Below are 17,137 nucleotides of genomic sequence, written 5' to 3'. Positions count from 1 at the left end.
CCTTGGGGTGGAACACGGGGCTTCGGGGCCCGGAGGGGGATCAGGCCGTCAGCAGATGATGGACGCCCGCGACGGCCGCCGCGACCAGAGCGGCGAGAACCAGCACCGTGCCCAACGCATAGGCGGGGTAGGCGATTCGGGCCCGGCGGGGGTAGGCGGCCGCCTCCGGGGCGCGGCGCAGGGCGAGCCGCAGGTAGGGGCCGGTGGAGGCGGCGAGGCCGGTGGCCCCGGCCAGCTGGCTCGCGATCTTGTAGCCGTCGAGCGGCGGCAGCGGGACGAGCATCGCGAACGCCTGGACGCTGCCGAGGAGCAGCAGCGCGGAGATCGCCTCGCGCGTGGCGTCGTCGAGCGGGGCGAGGATCCACAGCGCGCAGAAGGGGAGCAGGAAGAGGAGGTTCATCACCGCACCCGCCACGGCGGTGGCGATGCGAGGCCGACGACCGTCCAGATAGAGGTAGTTGTCGACCGTGCAGTACATGATCACGGCCGGGAGCCGCCACCGCAGCCCGATCTCCGCGACCCGGCCGCCGTAGTGCCGGGCCACCACTCCGTGCGCCAGTTCGTGGAGGGCGGTGCTCACCCAGAGCAGAGTCGCGGTGCCGGTCAGCAGGACGGGATTGGTGAACAATTCCCTTACGGCGATGAGAAATTCGCCGGAATGGGCGACGACGAGCGCCTCCATGGCCACCATCAGCACCAGCAGCGGCCCCATCGCCCAGGGCGTCAGCAGGAAGCCGAAGACCCGGTGGAGGCGGGCGGTGGTGGCGTCGGCGTCGGCGACCAGGGGGAGGGTGCCGCGCAGGAGGGTGCGCGGCTCGGGCGGGGCGGCCGGCGCGGGCTGCGCGGGCGTTCCGGCCAGCAGCCCCTTGGTCCCCAGCATGGTGAGGATCTGCTGCCAGTGGGCGTCGCCCAGCCGCCGCCCGTACTCTCCCGCGTACTCCTCACCGATCTCCGCGAGGCTCCGCTCCCCGTCCATGCGGGCGATCAGGAAGTGTTCCTTGGGCCCGACCTTGAAGGAGTTGCCGCTGCCGGTGTCCTTGATCAGGTGGACGGTCGCGGCCCCGTCGAGCAGCGGGTCGCTGAGCAGGACGCGGGGGCGCAGCTCGGGCCGGTAGGCGGCGAGCCCGGCGGCAGCCCCGGCGGACCCCCCGGGCACGGCCCCGGATGCGCTCATGCGGACTCCTTGAGGACCCGGCCCAGAACATGGCTGAGATACGCCTCGTCCCGGATCGTCACGTGCAGCCGGTTGTTGGTCATATGCATGTACGGGGAGAGCAGCAGCGGCAGCGCCATCTCCGGGTCGGTGATCCGCTCGTCCCGCTCACCGTCCCAGGACCGGAAGACCAGGTCCCCGTCGACGGCCAGCTTCCGTGCCCGGTCGCGGAGTTCGGCGCAGTGTTCGGCCCACCCGGCGAGCGAGCCGGGCAGCGAACGGGCGCTGCCGGGCGGGGCGGTGGCGGCCCGGACGCGGGCGAACCGGTCCCGCAGCCCGTCCGCCGTCCGGGCGTAGTTGCGGTCGTACTCGTCGGTGCCGATGAAGCCGGTGCCGGGGAAGGCGCGGTGCCAGAACTCGTAGTAGCTGTCCAGGTACTGGGTCAGTTCGTCGCGGTCCGGGAGGAACGTCGACGCCATCACCATCATCAGCTGGGCCGAGGTGCCGAGCAGGACCGTGCGCAGATGGAGGTTCTTGGTGGCGAGCGCGTCGATGACCAGATCGCTGGAGTGGCGGAAGTGCCACTCGGCCAGCTCGATCCCGGCCGGGCCGCCGTACTTCCCGAACTCCGGCTCGTACGGCTCGCGGTGGCGGGAGTTGTTGGGGCGCAGGTTCATCCGGCCCTGGCCGTCCATGTAGTGGCCGCGCTCGCTGCCGGGGAACTCGATCTCGAAGAGGGTGTTGTAGAAGTCGTTGAGGAACCCGGAGTCGACCTCGTACAGCGCGGGGCGCTCCGCGAGGAACGCGTCCACGGCCTGCCCGGTGCGGCGGGCCACCTCGGCCTCGGCGCCGGTCGACGACGGCTTGAGGCGGAGACGTACGTGGGGTCCCTCCAGCCAGTAGTTGATGAAGAAGTACCCGGCGAGCAGCCCGTCCGCCTCCAGCTCCGCGACCAGCGGGCGGACGCAGTGCAGGAGGAAGGGGCGGGGGTTGGCGGCGTAGAAGACATGGGTGGCCTGCCAGGCACCGGGGGTGGTCCCAGGCTTGGTGGCGGGGGCGGTGGGGAGCGTCATGGGGTCCTCCTGCGGGCGGGTACGGCCGTCTCCACGGCCAGTTCGGCGACATGGCGGCCGTGGCCGGAGACGGTGTGCAGGGCGTCCTCGTCGGGGAGCGCCTCGCGGAACACCACCCGGGCCTCCGGGGTCCTGATCAGGGCCTCGAAGGCCGCCAGGGAGAGCGGGCTGTCGAAGTCCAGGTACTGCGGCTTGGCCCCGGTCGCGCCCCGGGCCCCGGTGTCGGAGACGGTGGCGAAGACCCGGTCGGGCAGGCCGTGTTCGCGCCGGAAGGCGTGCCAGTCCAGGAACCAGCCGTCCTCCGGCGCCCCGGCCCGGTGCAGCGGCAGGGCGGTGGCGGGGGCGCTCCAGCTGCGCCGGCTGAGGACCAGCGAGCCGTGCCGGACCCGGGGCCGGGTGGTGACCCCGCCCGCGTCCGGCGCGCCCTCGGGGACCCCGCCCCAGACGTTGAGCGGGGCCATGGAGGTCGGGGAGAGGAGGAGCAGGGTGCGGGGCAGTTCGGGGAGGGCGAGGGGGACCAGGTAGCCGAGGTAGACGGGGATCACCTCGCGGCCCAGCCGGGCCGAGCGCAGGACCAGCCGGTCGTCCTCGGGGTCGTGGACCAGGAAGAGGTCGTCCAGGGTGATCCTGAACCCGGCTTCCAGGGTGCCGCGTTCGCCGGGGCAGACGATCTCGTACGGGACGAGCCTGCCGTGCAGGTTGAGGTTGCTGGTGACCGGGCCGCCGGTGACCTCGGCCAGGACGGCCCCCTCGGGCACCAGGGTCTCCGCGTCGGCCAGGAGCCGCTCGTCGAGCCCGTCGAAGAGCTGGGTGAACCGGCTGAAGGGGAACGAGACGCCCCCGTAGGACCGGTTGAGGACCACGAGCGGATCGCCGGGCCGGTCCGCGATCTGGAGGTGGTGGCTCATCGGCGCGAAGTCCGGCGCCAGTCGGTCCAGTTGCCCGGCGACCTCGGCCAGGAAGCTGTCGTCCACCCGCACTTCGGCCGCCTCCGGCCCGGCCCCCTCCCACAGCGCGGTCATCCGGGCGGTGAAGGTGCGCCGGGCCGTGTCCAGGGCGCGCAGCCGGTCCAGGCCCAGCCAGTTGACCTCGGGGACATAGGTGCCGTCGGCACCGTACGGGGTGCGGGTGGCGGTGAACGTCATGTACTGGTCGAAGAAGTCCTCGTGGAAGTCGTGGACCAGCTTCAGCAGGTCGTCGCACCGGCCTCCGCGCCCGTACCGCGCGAGGAAGAACCCTTCGAAGGTGATCCGCTGCGGCAGGGTGAGGTCGAAGGCGGGCAGCACCCGCTCGACGGCGGCCAGCGGCCCGGCGGCCAGCTCGGCCCAGGCGGCGGGATCCAGCTCCGTCCGCACACCCGCCGAGGCACCACCCGAAGCGCCCGGGCCACCCGCACCGCCCGAAGCGTGCGGGCCACCCGCACCGCCCGGGCCACCCGCGGCACCTCCCAGCGCACCCGGAACGCCCGCCCCTGGCCCCCGGCCGCCCGCCGCCGCGTCCTCGTACAGCAGCGTCTGCGGCACCTTCGCCCGCTCCGCCCCCAGCTCCTCCTCCTGCACCGCCCGCAGCTGGGCCCGCAGGGTGTCCAGCAGCGCGCGCCGCTCCTCCGGCGAGGCGTCCGCGAACCGCTCGACGCACCGGGCGGGCCCCTCCAGCCGGTCCGCGAGCCGGTCGGCCCAGGGGCGCTCCAGGCCCCCCAGCGCCCCCTGGAACGCCCGCAGCGGGTCGGTGTCGTGCACCTCGGTCCGCAGACACGGCACCTGGACCATGCCCACGTCCAGCAGCGCCCCGAGGTACTGCTCGCACTCCTCGCGGGCGGCCCCCTGGTCGCGGGCCAGCCACTCCACCAGCTCCCCGTACCTCAGCACGCTCCCCCGGCGCTCCTCGAAGAGGCCGAGCAGCCGGTCCAGGGTGCCGCTGCGGCGCAGGAAGAACAGCCGGTCCTTCACCGCGTCGAACGTGACGGCCGTGTCGTCGTCGCCCGCCGTCACCCACCGCCGCACATACCGCACCCGGTCGTCGTCGCGGCCCCACCCGGAGGCGGGGGCGACCGGCAGATCGGCGCGGCGGGCCGGGTCCGCGATCACGGCGTCCGCGAGGCGGCCCAGCGCGACGACGTTGAGCCGGGCCTGCGCCCGCCACTCCTCGTCCACCCGCAGCCGCAGCCCGTCGGTGCCGGTGAGCGAGCCGAGCGCGACCCCGGTGAAGGTGGAGAACGGGCTCGTCTTGCACGCGGTCCGGTACACGTAACTCAGCAGCGAGCGTTCGATCTTGCGCTGTTTCTTGTCGGGCCGGGCGCCGCCCGCCGGGGCCGTCCGCCGGTACGCGTCGAGCTGGGCGTCCAGGGCCGGGGAGGCGAGCAGCAGGGCCCGGCGCAGCCGCTCGTGGCCGGCCAGTTCGCGCAGCGCCTCACGGCTGCGGCCGTTCTCGGCGGCCAGCAGCGCGGCCCCCGCCCCGCGCCGCTCGTCCAGGGCGCGGCGGCCGGTCAGCCAGTCCGCGAGGGTGGCGGCCGCGGCGGGGTCCAGGGCACGGACCCGGGAGAGCAGGGCATCGGCCGCATCGGCTGCGGGCAGGCGGTTGTTGAAGATGTCCCGGCGCAGCTTGAGCAGGGCGCGGCGGAGCGGTTCGTCGTCGCTGCCGCCGATCAGGTCGTGGAGCCGGTCCCCGGCCTTCTCCGCGACCAGCGCCAGCTGTGCCGATTCGTCGAGCACTTCGTCGGCCCAGCGGCGGCTGTCCGGGCAGCGCAGCCCGTGCACGCTCTCGACCGGCAGCCCGGCGACCCGGACCATGAAGGCGGGCCGGAGACCGGATGCGTTCGTCGGAAGACTCATGTCGGCTCCCCCGCTCAGGCGATCTCGTAGCGGAAGTCGGCCGGCGCGGGCCGTTCGTTGCCGATCATCATGATGAGCAGCGGCGCCTCGCCCGTCCCGTCGAGTCCCAGCTCCTCGATGTAGGAGATGTTGTCGAAGCCGAGGGCCACCCCGCAGCCCAGGTCGACGGCGGACGCGGCGGTGTAGAGGGACTGGGCGACGGCCCCGATGGTGGCGTTGACCAGGCGGTATCCCCGGTCCCCGACCGCGTCCAGCACGGCGGTGGTCCGGACGGTCGGCACCAGGACGGCCCCGGCCTGCTCCAGGTTGTAGTTGGCCAGGAAGTAGTTGCGCTGGAGGAACTCCCCCGGCCGCCCCTCCTTCACCCGCCGCAGACTGCGCCGCTCGGGGTCGTACGCGTACGATCCCGGCTCCACCCCCTCCACATGACTGACGAACACGTACAGCTTCGCCAGCCGTACGTCCCCGGTGTCCCCGCCGAGCCGCGATCCGGCCACCGCCGCGGCGAGGCAGGCCGCCAACTGCGGGCGGGTGACCGGCTGCTGGGCGTCGAAGCGGCCGAAGCTGGAGCGGCGGTCGCGCAGCGCGGTGCGGACGTCGGTCTCCAGCGGCCGGGCGGGCGGCAGTTCGACCTCCTCGGCCGCCGGGTCGACCGGGTGCGCGGCGGCCGGGGCGAGCGCTCCGGGGGCCGGGCGGGCGGTGGCGTCGGCGGAGGTGGCGGCCTGCATCCGCAGGAGCGCGTCGAAGGTGAGGACGGTACGGGAGCGCTCGACGTCCTTGCGGCGGACGGAGACCGGGGCGGCGGGCGCGTGCCCCGGACTCCCTTCGCATCCGGCCCACTTCAACGGCACGACCGCGAAGATCCCCTCCTCCTTCGGGTCCACCCCCAGCAGCTCCGCGAGCCGCTCCTCGTCGAACCAGAGCGCGGGCTCGACGGCCAGCCCCCGGGCCGCCGCCCACATCCGCCAGGTCTGGACGCAGGCGCCGAGGTCCATGGAGACGGCGTGGAAGGAGAAGCTGTTGTACTTGAAGGCGTTCTGCCAGTACTTGATGGAGAGCACCAGATACTGATCGGTCTCCGCCCCCGGTGCCCCCTCCCCCAGGGCGGAGCGCACCCGGCCGGTCACATCGCCGGTGAGCAGCCGCTGCATGGTGTGGTGGCGGGTGGAGTAGTAGTGCACCCCGGGCGGTACGGGGCCGCTCGGCCCGGAGACCCAGTGGACGGCGACCGGGTAGAGCCCGCCGCCGGAGGCCGAGCCGCGCGACCAGTTGGCCAGCGGGTAGAAGGGCAGGGCGCTCAGGTCGGTGTTGGCCTGGACGCCCAGGCGGCGGCCGGTGAGCCCGTAGGAGTCGCGGAGCATCCCGGAGAGGGTCACGAGGTCGAACTCCTCTCCTTCTGCGCTCTGTTCACCTGGAGCGCCCTCGGTGCACAGGCCCCGGTCGAGCGTGGCGTCGGCGGGGTACGGGGCGTCGGGCAGCGGGAAGCTGTCGGCGCCCGGGTAGAACTTGGCCTTCCGGGGCCCGTCCTGCCAGTTGGGGACGAAGTCGGCGGGGTCCATCGGGACCCGGCCGCGGTGCATGATCGCGTCGGCGTATTCATGGGCGTATCCCATGGCGGGCTCCTTGGTCACGGCAGGAAGGCAGCAGGAGGGGCGGGAGAGAGGGGAGAGGAAGGGGCGGTCATGGGAACGGGTGCGGGGCCAGGTTGAGGTCGGCGTCGGTGAGGTCCGTGGCCCGCAGCCCCGCCTCGCGCAGCGCGGTCCGCAGCCGGGGCATGCGCAGGGCGCGCTGGCGGGTCCAGCCGAAGTCGATCGGCAGCAGACCGGGCACGAGGACGCTCACCGTGGTCAGCCCCAGGGCCCGCTGCTCGGGCATGGTCTGGTCGACCACGACCACGTCGAACCCGGCGGCCGTGACGGCGCCCACGCAGCTCCGGAGGTCCTCGCTCAGATCGCCGGAGACCGGGAGGACCGGCCGGGCGCCGGGCCCGTCCCCGTACAACTCCTCGAAGGAGTGCGGCGGTTGGCGTACGGAGCCGGGGGTGCCCAGCAGGAAGTCCGCGTGGTCGCCCATCTCCGGGATGCCGTAGGCGAGGGGGTGGTCATGGAGGGCGGCCACCTTGTCGAAGTCGTACACCATCGCCCGCAGCCGCTCCTCGTCGCGCTCGGTGCGGCCCTGGAGGTTGACGGCGTCCGTGGCGATCTCGCAGAGGGCCCCGGTGAGGGCTGCCTCCGGGTCGAGTCCGGCGCCCGCACCGAAGCACATCCGGCCGAGACCGCCGTCGGGGCGGACGGCGACGCCGGTGACGACGGGGATGGGGAAGGAGATCCGGGTGTCGAAGAACCGGGCCTCGTAGCCGTACATCTCCAGCCGGTCCACCATCTGGCGGGTGGCCGGGCGGCGGCTGGTGCGCGGGTCGATCTCGGGCAGCGCGGCCCGCCCGTACCAGGAGAGCAGGAACGCGTCCCGTTCCACGACCTCCATCAGCCCGAAGTAGACGGCCTCCTCCAACGCCCCGCCCGACGCACAGCCGTTGGAGCTCTCCTGCACGAACCGGTTCTCCAGGCCCGGCGCGTGGTAGTACGTGAGCACCTCCGGCACCAGGACCGTCCGCTCGTCCCGCAGCGACCAGCCCCGCACCCAGGGGATCTCCCGGTCCGAAGTGAACGGCAGGACAAGGGGGTTGGCGGCGTGGAAGGCGTCGGAGTAGAGGCCGACGGTCCGGGGGTCGACTGCCGCCCGGCCCTCCGCACGCAGGTCGTCCAGGCTCGCGTGCACCTGGGCGCGCTTGGCCCGCGACCGCATCCCCGCGTACCGCTCCAGGCCTTCCAGCACCCCGATCCGCACGCTCTCGGCGAAGGTGTCGGCGTGCCCGCCCCAGAACGTCTCGCGCAGATAGGGGCCCGAGCGCATCGAGAAGCAGCCGATGGTGGCGGACGTGGAGGTGGAGGAGACGTCCTGGACGACGGAGGGGCCGAGGGAGCCGCAGACCGGGTTGGCGTACGGCTCGACCGGCAGCTCGTACGTCCCGATGTCCCGGACCCGGAAGCTGCCGGGGCGCAGCTTGGGCGCGGGCTTCAGGGTGATCGTGGCGGCCGCGTCGGTGTCGGGCTCCGGGGTGGCGCAGACCGGGCACTCGGGGTCCGGGACGAGCGGGTAGTGGCGGACGGCCAGGGTCTGGAGGTCGACCAGATGGACGGCGGGGAAGGCCCCGGTCTCCGGTCCGCCGCCGGTCAGCCGGGCGGCGATCAGCCCGGCCACCGCCTCCGCCGCGAAGGGCGTGAGATACGGGGACGGGCCCGCCGCCCGGGTCCCCGACCCCAGCTCCAGCGCCTCGCGCAGGGGGACTGATCGCACGGCCTGCCAGCGCCGCTCCAGGCAGCGTGAGCAAGGGAGTCGGGGCCCGCTGGGACCTGCGGGGTCCGCTGTCGGGAAGGGGCCGATGACGGCGTGGCGGCCGTAGTAGCGCACGGGGAGGGCCGGGCCGGCCGGGGCGTCCTCCGCCCCGAACGCGTCCCGTACGCCGAGGGGTTGGACGTCCAGGGGCGGAGCCCCGGCCTCGCCGTGCCGGGCGAGCCCGGCCCGTACCAGCTCGGTGAACAGGGCGGTGGACTCCCCCAGGACGGGTGGGGCGGCGGCCACGGGTGTCTCAACGGGCATCGGGACCGCCCGACATGAGGGAGTCGACCGTGACCAGCACCCGGGCCGTGGCGATGGAGCCCGCCGGGAGGTCGGCCGGGGTGGTGTCCACGTACAGCGCGTCGCGCCCGGTGGCGCGCAGCCGGTCCAGCACCGCGTCGAACGTCGTCTCCGCCCCCTTCACCGCCACGGACTCCCCGCCGACCGCGATCGCGGCGGGGGCGAGGTCCCCCAGCAGCGGGTCACCGAGGTCGACCACTGCCCCCGGGTCCTCGGCGGCCAGCTGGACCTGCCCGAGGAGGTCGCGCAGGGCCGAGGCCGCCGCCGTACGCCGGGAGAGCCCGGCCCCGACCGCCCAGCGGCCCTGCGCGGAGGCGTCGGGCGCCTCGTGGGCCGAAGCGGACGGGCTGCTCGCCTCGCGGGCCAGGACCACATGGGCCGAGGTGCGCCCGTCCTCCCCCAGGTCCAGCAGCTCCACCGCGATGTCCAGGTTGGCGGCCGACTTCAGCAGGAACACCAGCTCCGGGTCGTCGCCGTCGGCCGCGACCGGGCTCACCGGGGTGGTCCCCCGCACCGCCCGGACCAGGGCGTCGTGCGCCAGCGCCGAGAGCAGCCCCTGCCCGGCCGCCTCCGCCGCGCTGCCGCCCGCCCCGGAACCGGCCCGGCTCGCCAGCTGCGCCCGGTCCCGGTTGTACGGGCCGAAGGGGCGCAGGGCCGCCGCCGGAACCCGTACGGGCTCCTTGCTGATCAGCGAGGTCGCCACCGCCCGGGCGGTGGGCTCGGCGCCGGTGCCGCCGCCCGTGGTGAGGTCGGCGGGGCCGAGGGTGCGTACGGCCTGGCGCGGACCGTCCTGCCCGGCCTCCACGAGCGGCACGACGTGCTCGACGTACGCCTCCGCCGCCGCGTACAGCGCCCGCAGCCGCGCCCCCGCCAGATGGTGCACGTCGAACGCGGCGATCCGCCGGCGCACCCCGCCGCCGAGCGCCACCTCCACCCGGCTGAGCTTCAGCGGGGTCTGGGTCAGCTCCTCGTCGTCGTACCGGCCGAAGACCCCGGTGTACGGGCGCACCAGCGCCGTGCTGATCCGGTTCAACTCCTCGACCAGCGCCTCCGCGTCCCGGGCCGTCTCCACGGTCGGGGTGACGGGCAGCGCGAGGGCGTCCGGCAGCGCGGCGGAGGCCGGCCCCTGGTCGGCCGTCAGGGCGGCGCAGCGGGTGCAACGGGGGTGGGGATGGACCGGTTCGGCCATCACGTCGAGCGATTCGAGGTCCTGGACGAGGAGCTGACCGGCCGTCTCGGCGGGGAGGGCACCGGTGGTGAGGCGGAAGATCTCGTAGCCGACGAGGTTGCCGACCATCGCCGCGACCGGCCCGGCCAGGGCGTCGCCGGAGATCGGTACGGCTCCGGCCGCCTCGCTCCAGAGGGTGGCGGCAGTGCCCGCGTCGACGTTGGCGCCGAGGCGCAGGAGCGCGCAGGACCAGCAGCCGGTGGAGGTGGCGGTGGTGAGCGGGCCGACGATCAGGCGGCGGCCGAAGATCCAGGCGGGGATGACCGTGACGCCCTCGGGGACCCCGGCGGCCAGCAGGGCGTGGGTGCGCGCCCCGGCCCCGGCGCCGGTGACCACGACGACGTCGTACCCGGCCAGCTCGGGCCAGCCCGCGTCCGCCCCGGCCGGGGCGGTGACCGTCTCGATCCGCGCTCCGGCCCCGGCGGCCTCGGCGGTGACGTCGTCGTGGGCGGTGGTGGTGCCGATCCGGGCGCAGCCGTTCCGCACCAGGCTCAGCGCGCACCAGCGGGCGGTCTCGTCGTCACCGAGGACGGCGACGCGGGTGGCGCGGTAGCGGGCGAAGCGGGCGGGGGCGCCGTCGGTGTAGTGGTCGACGTAGGCGATCTGGGCGGCGAAGCGCTCGGCGATGTCTTCGGGGAGGCCGGTGTCGCCGGTGGTTCCGGCGGTCCCGTCGGCTCCGGTCGTGCTCGGGGCGCTCGTGGTGCTTTCGGTGGCCGGGATGTCGCGGGCGAAGCCGCGCGCGTACAGGGTCTTGACCAGTTCGGCGGCCATCGCCCGCTGGGCCGGGCCGAATCCGGCGCACAGTTCGTCCAGCCGGTGGTGGCCGGTGAGGTGGGGGACGACGAGGGAGGCGAAGCGGTAGGCGGTGCGGCCGGTGAGGTGGAAGCCGCCGTCGGCGTTGTGGAACAGCACGCCACCCGGGGTCTCGGTGAACAGGACGTCCCGGCGGACGCGCGGGCGGGTCGCCGCGAGCGCGTCGAAGGCGCCGGTGGGGACGGGGGCGGACCCGGTGGGGGCGGTGGGTGCGGACCCGGTGGCGGGTGCGGCGGGTGCGGGGGCGGCGCTCTCGGCCATGGGGATCACACCTTCTCTGTGCGGCGGTTGCGGATCCGGACGGTTCTTCGCAGATGGGCGCGGAGCAGATCGTGGACGCGGTACGGGCCCGGTGGCCCGTCCTCCAGGAGCCCGGCGTCGGCGAGCTGTTCCAGTACGTCTTCGGGGACGGACGGGTGGTCGTGGTCCTCCGTGCCGTCCACTCCTCCGGCCTCGCGCAGGAGTTCCGGCGGTCCGGTGCCGATGCGGAGGAGGGCTTCGGAGAGCCGGGGGTCGAGACGGCCGAGCGCACGGTCGAAGAGGCCGCTCACCGAGTGGTCCGGGGAGTCGGTCAGGGTGAGCCGGGCCAGCGGGTCGTCGCCCAGCCAGTCGACGGCGTCCCCGAGCCGCAGCCCGGGGCGGGTGAGCAGCCGGGCGGTGAGGATGCGCAGGGCGGCCGGGAAGTGGCCGCAGAGGGTGGCGAGCCGGCGGGCGGCCCGCTGTTCGGCCTCGACCCGTTCCGTGCCGAGGGCGGCGAGCAGGAACGCGTACGACTCCGCCTCCGTGAAGGCGGTCAGCCGGTGCACCCAGCCGCCGTGGGTGGCGATGAGGCCGCCGAGCCCCATCCGGCTGGTGACGACGACGGCCAGGTAGGGGCCCTCAGGGTCCGCCGCGGGGGTTCCTCCGGCGGGCGGCCGGGGCTGGCCTCCCGCCAGAGCGCCGGGGGTGAGCAGCGGGCGGACCTGGTCGGCGTCGACCACGTCGTCCAGGATCAGCAGCGCCCGCCCGACCGCCGTGCCCGTTCCGCCCGTTCCGCCGGGGCCGAGCGCGGCGGCCACGTCGGCGGCGACCTCGTCCGCCGTACGGGGGTGGCCGTCCGCCCGGGTCATCCGGACGAGCAGCCGCCCGGCCGGGAAGCTGTCCCGCGCCAGGTGGGCGACGTGCTGGGCCAGGGCGGTCTTGCCGATGCCGGGGGCGCCGGAGACCAGCACGGCGAGGGGGCGTTGGCCGTCGGTGCCGGGGGGCGGCTCGGCGGTGAGGCGGGCGGCCAGGGCCTCGGCCTCCGCCGCCCGGCCGGTGAAGTTCGGCACGGCGGCGACGGGCCCGACCCCGGGGGCGGCGGCCGGGAGCGGGACGGCCACGCCCTGGACGACCCGTGGGGCGGGCGCCGGGTACGGCCCCGCTTCCGGCGCACCGGCGGCTTCCAGGGCAGGCACAGGCACACCGGGCGCGGACACGCCGGGCGCGGGTGCGGCGGTCACGGAGGCCACGGTTCCGGTGGGGGCGGCGGCCCCCAGGTCCTCGCCGCGCAGGATGGACAGCTCCAGCTGCCGCAGGGACGGGGAGGGGTCCACGCCCAGCTCGTCCAGGAGGAAGCCCTTGACCCTGCGGTACTCGGCGAGGGCCTGGGACTGACGGCCGGTGCGGTAGAGGGCCTCGATGAGCTGTTCGTGGAACCGCTCATGACCCGGATATACGCGCGTAGCGGTCCACAGGTCGACCAGCGCCTCGCCGCAGCGCCCGAGCCCCAGCAGCAGGTCGCAGACCCGCTCGACCGCCCGCAGCCGCTCCTCGGAGAGGCGGGGCACCTCGTCCCGGTGCAGGACGTCGGACCGTACGTTGGCGAGCAGCGAGCCCTGCCAGAGGGAGAGGGCGTCCTTCAGCGTGTACAGCTCCGCCTCCGGGTCCTGGGCGAGGGCGGTGGCCCGGCGCACCTGGTCACGGAAGCCGAGGAGGTCCAGGGTGGGAGGTCCGGCGGTGATCCGGTAGCCGCCGGGGACCGCCTCGATGGAGGTGCCGGTGACCCCGTGCTTGGTGAAGAGCCGGCGCAGCCGCAGGACGCAGGTCTGGAGTGCGGCCTTGGCGGTGGCGGGCTGGTCCTCGCCCCACACCGCCCGCTGCAAGTACTCGGCGGAGACGGTGGAGTTGGCGTTCAGGAGGAGCGCGGCGAGCAGGATGACGGGCTTGGAGGGCTGGAGGACGACGACATCGGGGCCGTCCGCGAGGGCCAGCGGGCCCAGGAGCTGAAACCGCATCACGATCGGCCCGGCCCTAGTCCCAGCCGTTGACCAGCTTGCACACCCGGCCCGGCACGGATTCCGGCGGCAGCTGGCCGATGACCCCGGCCAGCCCCGTACAGATCAGCCGGGTGACGGGCTCGTGCACACCGGCCGGCGAGGTCTGGGTGGCAGCGGCGGCGACGGTGACCGGGGCGGCGGGTGCGGGTGCGGTCCGCTGGGGTGCGGCGGCCGCCGCGGGTCCGGCCAGGAAGGTGACGGCGGCGAGGGCGATCCCGGCGGTGAGGGCGGCGGCGGTACGGGGCGAGCGGCGCGGCTTCGGGTGGGGCGAAGTCCTGAACACGTTGTCCCCTTTCGGCGTTGGCGTCCGTGCCGGGGCGGGTCCCGGCACGGACGACGATGCCAGCGCGGGGCGGGGACGCAGAGGCGTAGTCGTGTCAGCTTGCTGCACACGGCGGCGACCGCGCGTGCAACAAGCTGACAGCGCTCACCGGTCTGGGAGAGCGCTGTCAGGGGAACGTGTCCGGCCCCGGGGCGTTTGGAGGAACGCCCCGGGGCCTGTCGGTCATCCTACGGTGAACTCCGGCTTACCAGGCGCCAGTTGGGAGCCCGGCCGACGGTGGCCCTGCCGGTCGCCGGGTCGGCTTCCGGGTGCCTCGGCCGCCCGCCGCGGCCGTGGCGGCGAGCGCCCCGGCCCACCCGCCGTATCGGGGTGGCGGAGTCTCAGCCGTCCGTCGCGATGGCGTTGAGGACGTTCATCCGGCCCGCCCGGAAGGCCGGGATCAGGGCGGCGAAGAGTCCGACCAGGGCCGAGCAGGCGAAGACCGTGAGGATCGTCGGCCACGGGATCTGCAGGACCTCCAGCCCCTCCAGGGCCAGCAGTTTCTGGGCCGCCGTGCCCCAGCCCATCCCCAGGCCCAGTCCGAGCAGGGCGCCGAAGAGGGCGATGACCACGGACTCCAGCCGGATCATGCGGCGGAGCTGGCGGCGGGAGAGGCCGATGGCCCGCATGAGGCCGATCTCCCGGGTCCGCTCGACCACGGAGAGGGCGAGGGTGTTCACCACACCGAGCACCGCGACGATGATCGCGAGGGCGAGCAGGCCGTAGACGATGTTCAGCAGCTGGCCGATCTGGTTCTTCAGGTCCTCCTTGAAGTCGGCCTGGTTCTGCACCTTGTAGACCGGGTACTCCGCGAGGGCGGTCTTCAGGGCCGCGTACGCCTCCTTCTCCTTGCCCTCCTCGGCCTTGCCGAACATCGCCACGTTCTGCGGCATCTTGTCGGCGGGCATGTAGGAGGTGGCCGTGGTGATGTTGGTGTACATCGCGCCGCGGTCGATGTTGGTGTCGTCGGAGGTGACGGCCGCGACCTTCAGCCGCGCGGTCTCCCCGGCGGCGAAGGCGACCGTGAGGGTGTCCCCGACCTTGACGCCGTGCTTCTGCGCGTAGTCCTCACCGACGGACATGGCGTTCTTCCCGTACGCCTGGGCGAGGTCGCCGGAGAGGGCGGTGCGGCGGACGTCCTTCTGATAGGTCGGGTCGGTGGCGGTGATGCCCTCGTCGACCGTCCTGCCGTCGGGGGCGGTGACCTTCGCCTTGAGGTAGGTGTAGTCCGTCATGTGCTCCAGGCCGGGCACGGCGTGCAGGGCCTCGGCGGCCTGGGGCACGATCGGCCTCCCCGCGCCGCTGTCCTGGACGATGAAGTCCGCGCCGACCGACTTGTCCAGCTCCTCGGTGGCCGAGGCCACCATGGAGGAGCCGACGACGGAGAGGCAGGCCACCAGGGCGAGCCCGATCATCAGGGCCGCGCCGGTCGCCCCTGTACGCCGGGGGTTGCGCAGCGCGTTGCGCTCGGCCAGCCGACCGACCGGGCCGAAGAGCCGCAGGACGACCACGCTGAGGGCGCGGACGACGACACCGGCCAGCAGCGGGCCGATCACGATGAAGCCGATGAGGGTCAGCAGCACTCCGATGGCGAGGAGCCCCGAGCCCTCGGCGGCCTTGTCGGCCTGCGCGGTCGCCCACAGGGCGGCCGCGCCGGCCACGGTGAGGAACAGCCCGATCCCGGCCCGGACCCGGCCGGAGCTGCCGTCGGCGGGGGTCCCGGCGTCGCGGAGGGCGGCCATCGGGGAGACCTTGCCGGCCCGGCGGGCCGGGATGTAGGCGGCGAGGACGGTGACGACGACACCGAGCACGAGGCCGGTGACGGGGGTCGTCCAGGCGATGGTGAGGTCCCGGGTGGACAGCTCCATGCCGACGGCGCTCATCAGCTTCATCAGCCCGACGGCGAGCCCGATACCGGCGGCGACCCCGAGGACCGAGCCGACGATGCCGAGGAGGACCGCCTCCAGCAGCACGGACCGGTTGACCTGCTTGCGGCTGGAGCCGATGGCCCGCATCAGACCGATCTCGCGGGTCCGCTGGGCGACCAGCATCGAGAAGGTGTTGACGATGAGGAAGATGCCGACGAGGAAGGCGATCCCGGCGAAGCCGAGCATCGCGTACTTCATGACGTCCAGGAAGGCGCCCATGTCGTCCTTGTTGGCGTCGGCGGCCTCCTGCTGGGTCTGGAGCTTGTACGCGGCGGAGCCGTCGAGGGCCGCGGCCACGTTCTTCTTGAGCTGGGTGTCGCTGACGCCGCTCTCGGCGGTCACCAGGATCTGGGTGAAGACGTCGGGGGCGCCCAGCAGGTGCTTCTGGGCGGTGGCCGTGTCGAGGTAGACGATGGCCGCGCCCGGGTTGGTGACGGTGAAGGAGGCGATGCCGCTGATCTTCGCCCTGATGTCACCGGTGACGGCGATGGTGCGCAGCTCGTCACCGATCTTGAGCTTGTGCTTCTTCGCGGTGTCGGCGTCGACCATCACCTCGGTGGGGCCACGGGGTGCGTGTCCGGAGGTGATCTCCATCGAACGAAGGTCGTTCTGCGTCCAGTTGCTCGCGATGGTGGGGGCGCCGGTCTCGGAGCCCATGTTCTTGTTCTCGCTGTCGACGACGGTGACCGCCATGGAGAAGGCGGCGCCCTCGGCCCGCTTCACCCCCTCGGCCTTCCCGACCTGCTGGACGAGCGAGGCGGGCAGGGAGGCTGGCTTGCCGTCGATGGGCTGCTCGTCGCTCTCCCCGGCGTTCTTCGGGCTGACCGTGACGTCCGGGGAGGAGATGGTGAAGAGCTTGTCGAAGGTGGTGTTCATCGTGTCGGTGAAGACGAGCGTGCCGCAGACGAACGCCACGGAGAGCAGCACCGCCACCGCGGAGAGGGCCATGCGGCCCTTGTGCGCGAAGAAGTTGCGCAGGGAGGTCTTCCAGACGGTCATGACGTCCGCCCACGGGCGTCGAAGTGCTTCATGCGGTCGAGGACCTGGTCCGCCGTCGGGTCGTACATCTCGTCGACGATGGAGCCGTCGGCGAGATAGAGGACCCGGTCCGCGTAGGAGGCGGCGACGGGGTCGTGGGTGACCATGACGATGGTCTGGCCCAGCTCGTCGACCGACCTGCGGAGGAAGGAGAGGACTTCGGCGCCGGCCCGGGAGTCGAGATTTCCGGTGGGCTCGTCACCGAAGATGATGTCCGGCTTGGCGGCGAGCGCCCGGGCGACCGCCACGCGCTGCTGCTGACCGCCGGAGAGCTGGGTGGGGCGGTGCTTGAGGCGCTCCGCGAGCCCGACGGTCTCCACGACCTGGCGCAGCCACTCGGCGTCGGGCTTGCGGCCCGCGATGTCCATGGGCAGCGTGATGTTCTCGATCGCGTTGAGCGTCGGGAGCAGGTTGAACGCCTGGAAGATGAAGCCGATCCGGTCGCGCCGGAGCTGGGTGAGCTTCTTGTCCTTGAGCTTGGTGATCTCGGTCTCGTCGAGGAAGATCTCGCCCGACGTCACCGTGTCGAGACCGGCCAGGCAGTGCATCAGCGTCGACTTGCCGGAGCCGGACGGGCCCATGATCGCCGTGAACTGCCCGCGGGCGATGTCCACGTCGACATGGTCGAGCGCGACGACCCGGGTCTCCCCGCTGCCGTACGCCTTGACGACCTGCCGCGCTCGCGCCGCGACGGCCGTACGCCCTCCAGTGCCCCCGTGCCTGGGAATGGTTACAGCCGATGTCACGGTATATCT

General features: G+C 73.7%; 10 protein-coding genes. All 10 read right to left on the bottom strand.

Going from position 1 to position 17,137, the window contains the following annotated elements; genetic code table 11:
* Positions 1 to 40: 40 nt before the first annotated feature.
* Entirely contained in the window at positions 41 to 1,174 is a 1,134-nt protein-coding gene (locus DJ476_RS21160; protein ID WP_112491304.1) for a M50 family metallopeptidase, read from the bottom strand.
* A complete protein-coding gene (locus DJ476_RS21155) occupies positions 1,171 to 2,226 on the bottom strand; it encodes a lantibiotic dehydratase C-terminal domain-containing protein (RefSeq protein WP_070204928.1) in 1,056 nt (351 codons plus the stop codon). Before DJ476_RS21155 ends, DJ476_RS21160 begins: the two co-directional genes overlap by 4 nt.
* Positions 2,223 to 5,057, bottom strand: coding sequence for a lantibiotic dehydratase (locus tag DJ476_RS21150; RefSeq protein WP_112491303.1), 2,835 nt, complete (start codon positions 5,055 to 5,057; stop codon positions 2,223 to 2,225). The genes DJ476_RS21155 and DJ476_RS21150 overlap by 4 nt, the downstream gene beginning before the upstream one ends.
* A gap of 14 nt (positions 5,058 to 5,071) precedes the next feature.
* Entirely contained in the window at positions 5,072 to 6,670 is a 1,599-nt protein-coding gene (locus DJ476_RS21145; protein ID WP_112491302.1) for a SagB family peptide dehydrogenase, read from the bottom strand.
* Between the two features lie 67 nt (positions 6,671 to 6,737).
* Positions 6,738 to 8,717, bottom strand: coding sequence for a TOMM precursor leader peptide-binding protein (locus tag DJ476_RS21140; RefSeq protein WP_112491301.1), 1,980 nt, complete (start codon positions 8,715 to 8,717; stop codon positions 6,738 to 6,740).
* Positions 8,707 to 11,058, bottom strand: coding sequence for a TOMM precursor leader peptide-binding protein (locus DJ476_RS21135; protein WP_112491300.1), 2,352 nt, complete (start codon positions 11,056 to 11,058; stop codon positions 8,707 to 8,709). Before DJ476_RS21135 ends, DJ476_RS21140 begins: the two co-directional genes overlap by 11 nt.
* Before the next feature lie 5 nt (positions 11,059 to 11,063).
* Complete coding sequence (locus DJ476_RS21130) at positions 11,064 to 13,052, bottom strand: BTAD domain-containing putative transcriptional regulator (RefSeq protein ID WP_112491299.1); 1,989 nt, start codon at positions 13,050 to 13,052, stop codon at positions 11,064 to 11,066.
* A gap of 16 nt (positions 13,053 to 13,068) precedes the next feature.
* Positions 13,069 to 13,377 carry a hypothetical protein gene (locus DJ476_RS21125; RefSeq protein WP_112491298.1) on the bottom strand — a complete coding sequence of 103 codons (309 nt, stop codon included), beginning with the start codon at positions 13,375 to 13,377 and terminating at the stop codon, positions 13,069 to 13,071.
* A 380-nt stretch (positions 13,378 to 13,757) separates the two neighbouring features.
* Positions 13,758 to 16,343: an ABC transporter permease gene (locus DJ476_RS21120; RefSeq protein WP_103418515.1), complete on the bottom strand. Its 2,586-nt coding sequence runs from the start codon at positions 16,341 to 16,343 to the stop codon at positions 13,758 to 13,760.
* Positions 16,340 to 17,128, bottom strand: coding sequence for an ABC transporter ATP-binding protein (locus tag DJ476_RS21115; protein WP_032780862.1), 789 nt, complete (start codon positions 17,126 to 17,128; stop codon positions 16,340 to 16,342). The genes DJ476_RS21120 and DJ476_RS21115 overlap by 4 nt, the downstream gene beginning before the upstream one ends.
* Between the last annotated feature and the right edge of the window lie 9 nt (positions 17,129 to 17,137).

It is taken from the genome of Streptomyces bacillaris (genome assembly GCF_003268675.1).
Lineage (GTDB): Bacteria > Actinomycetota > Actinomycetes > Streptomycetales > Streptomycetaceae > Streptomyces > Streptomyces bacillaris.
Note: the sequence above shows the minus strand (reverse complement) of the source record. Positions and strands in the feature narration are given on the sequence as shown.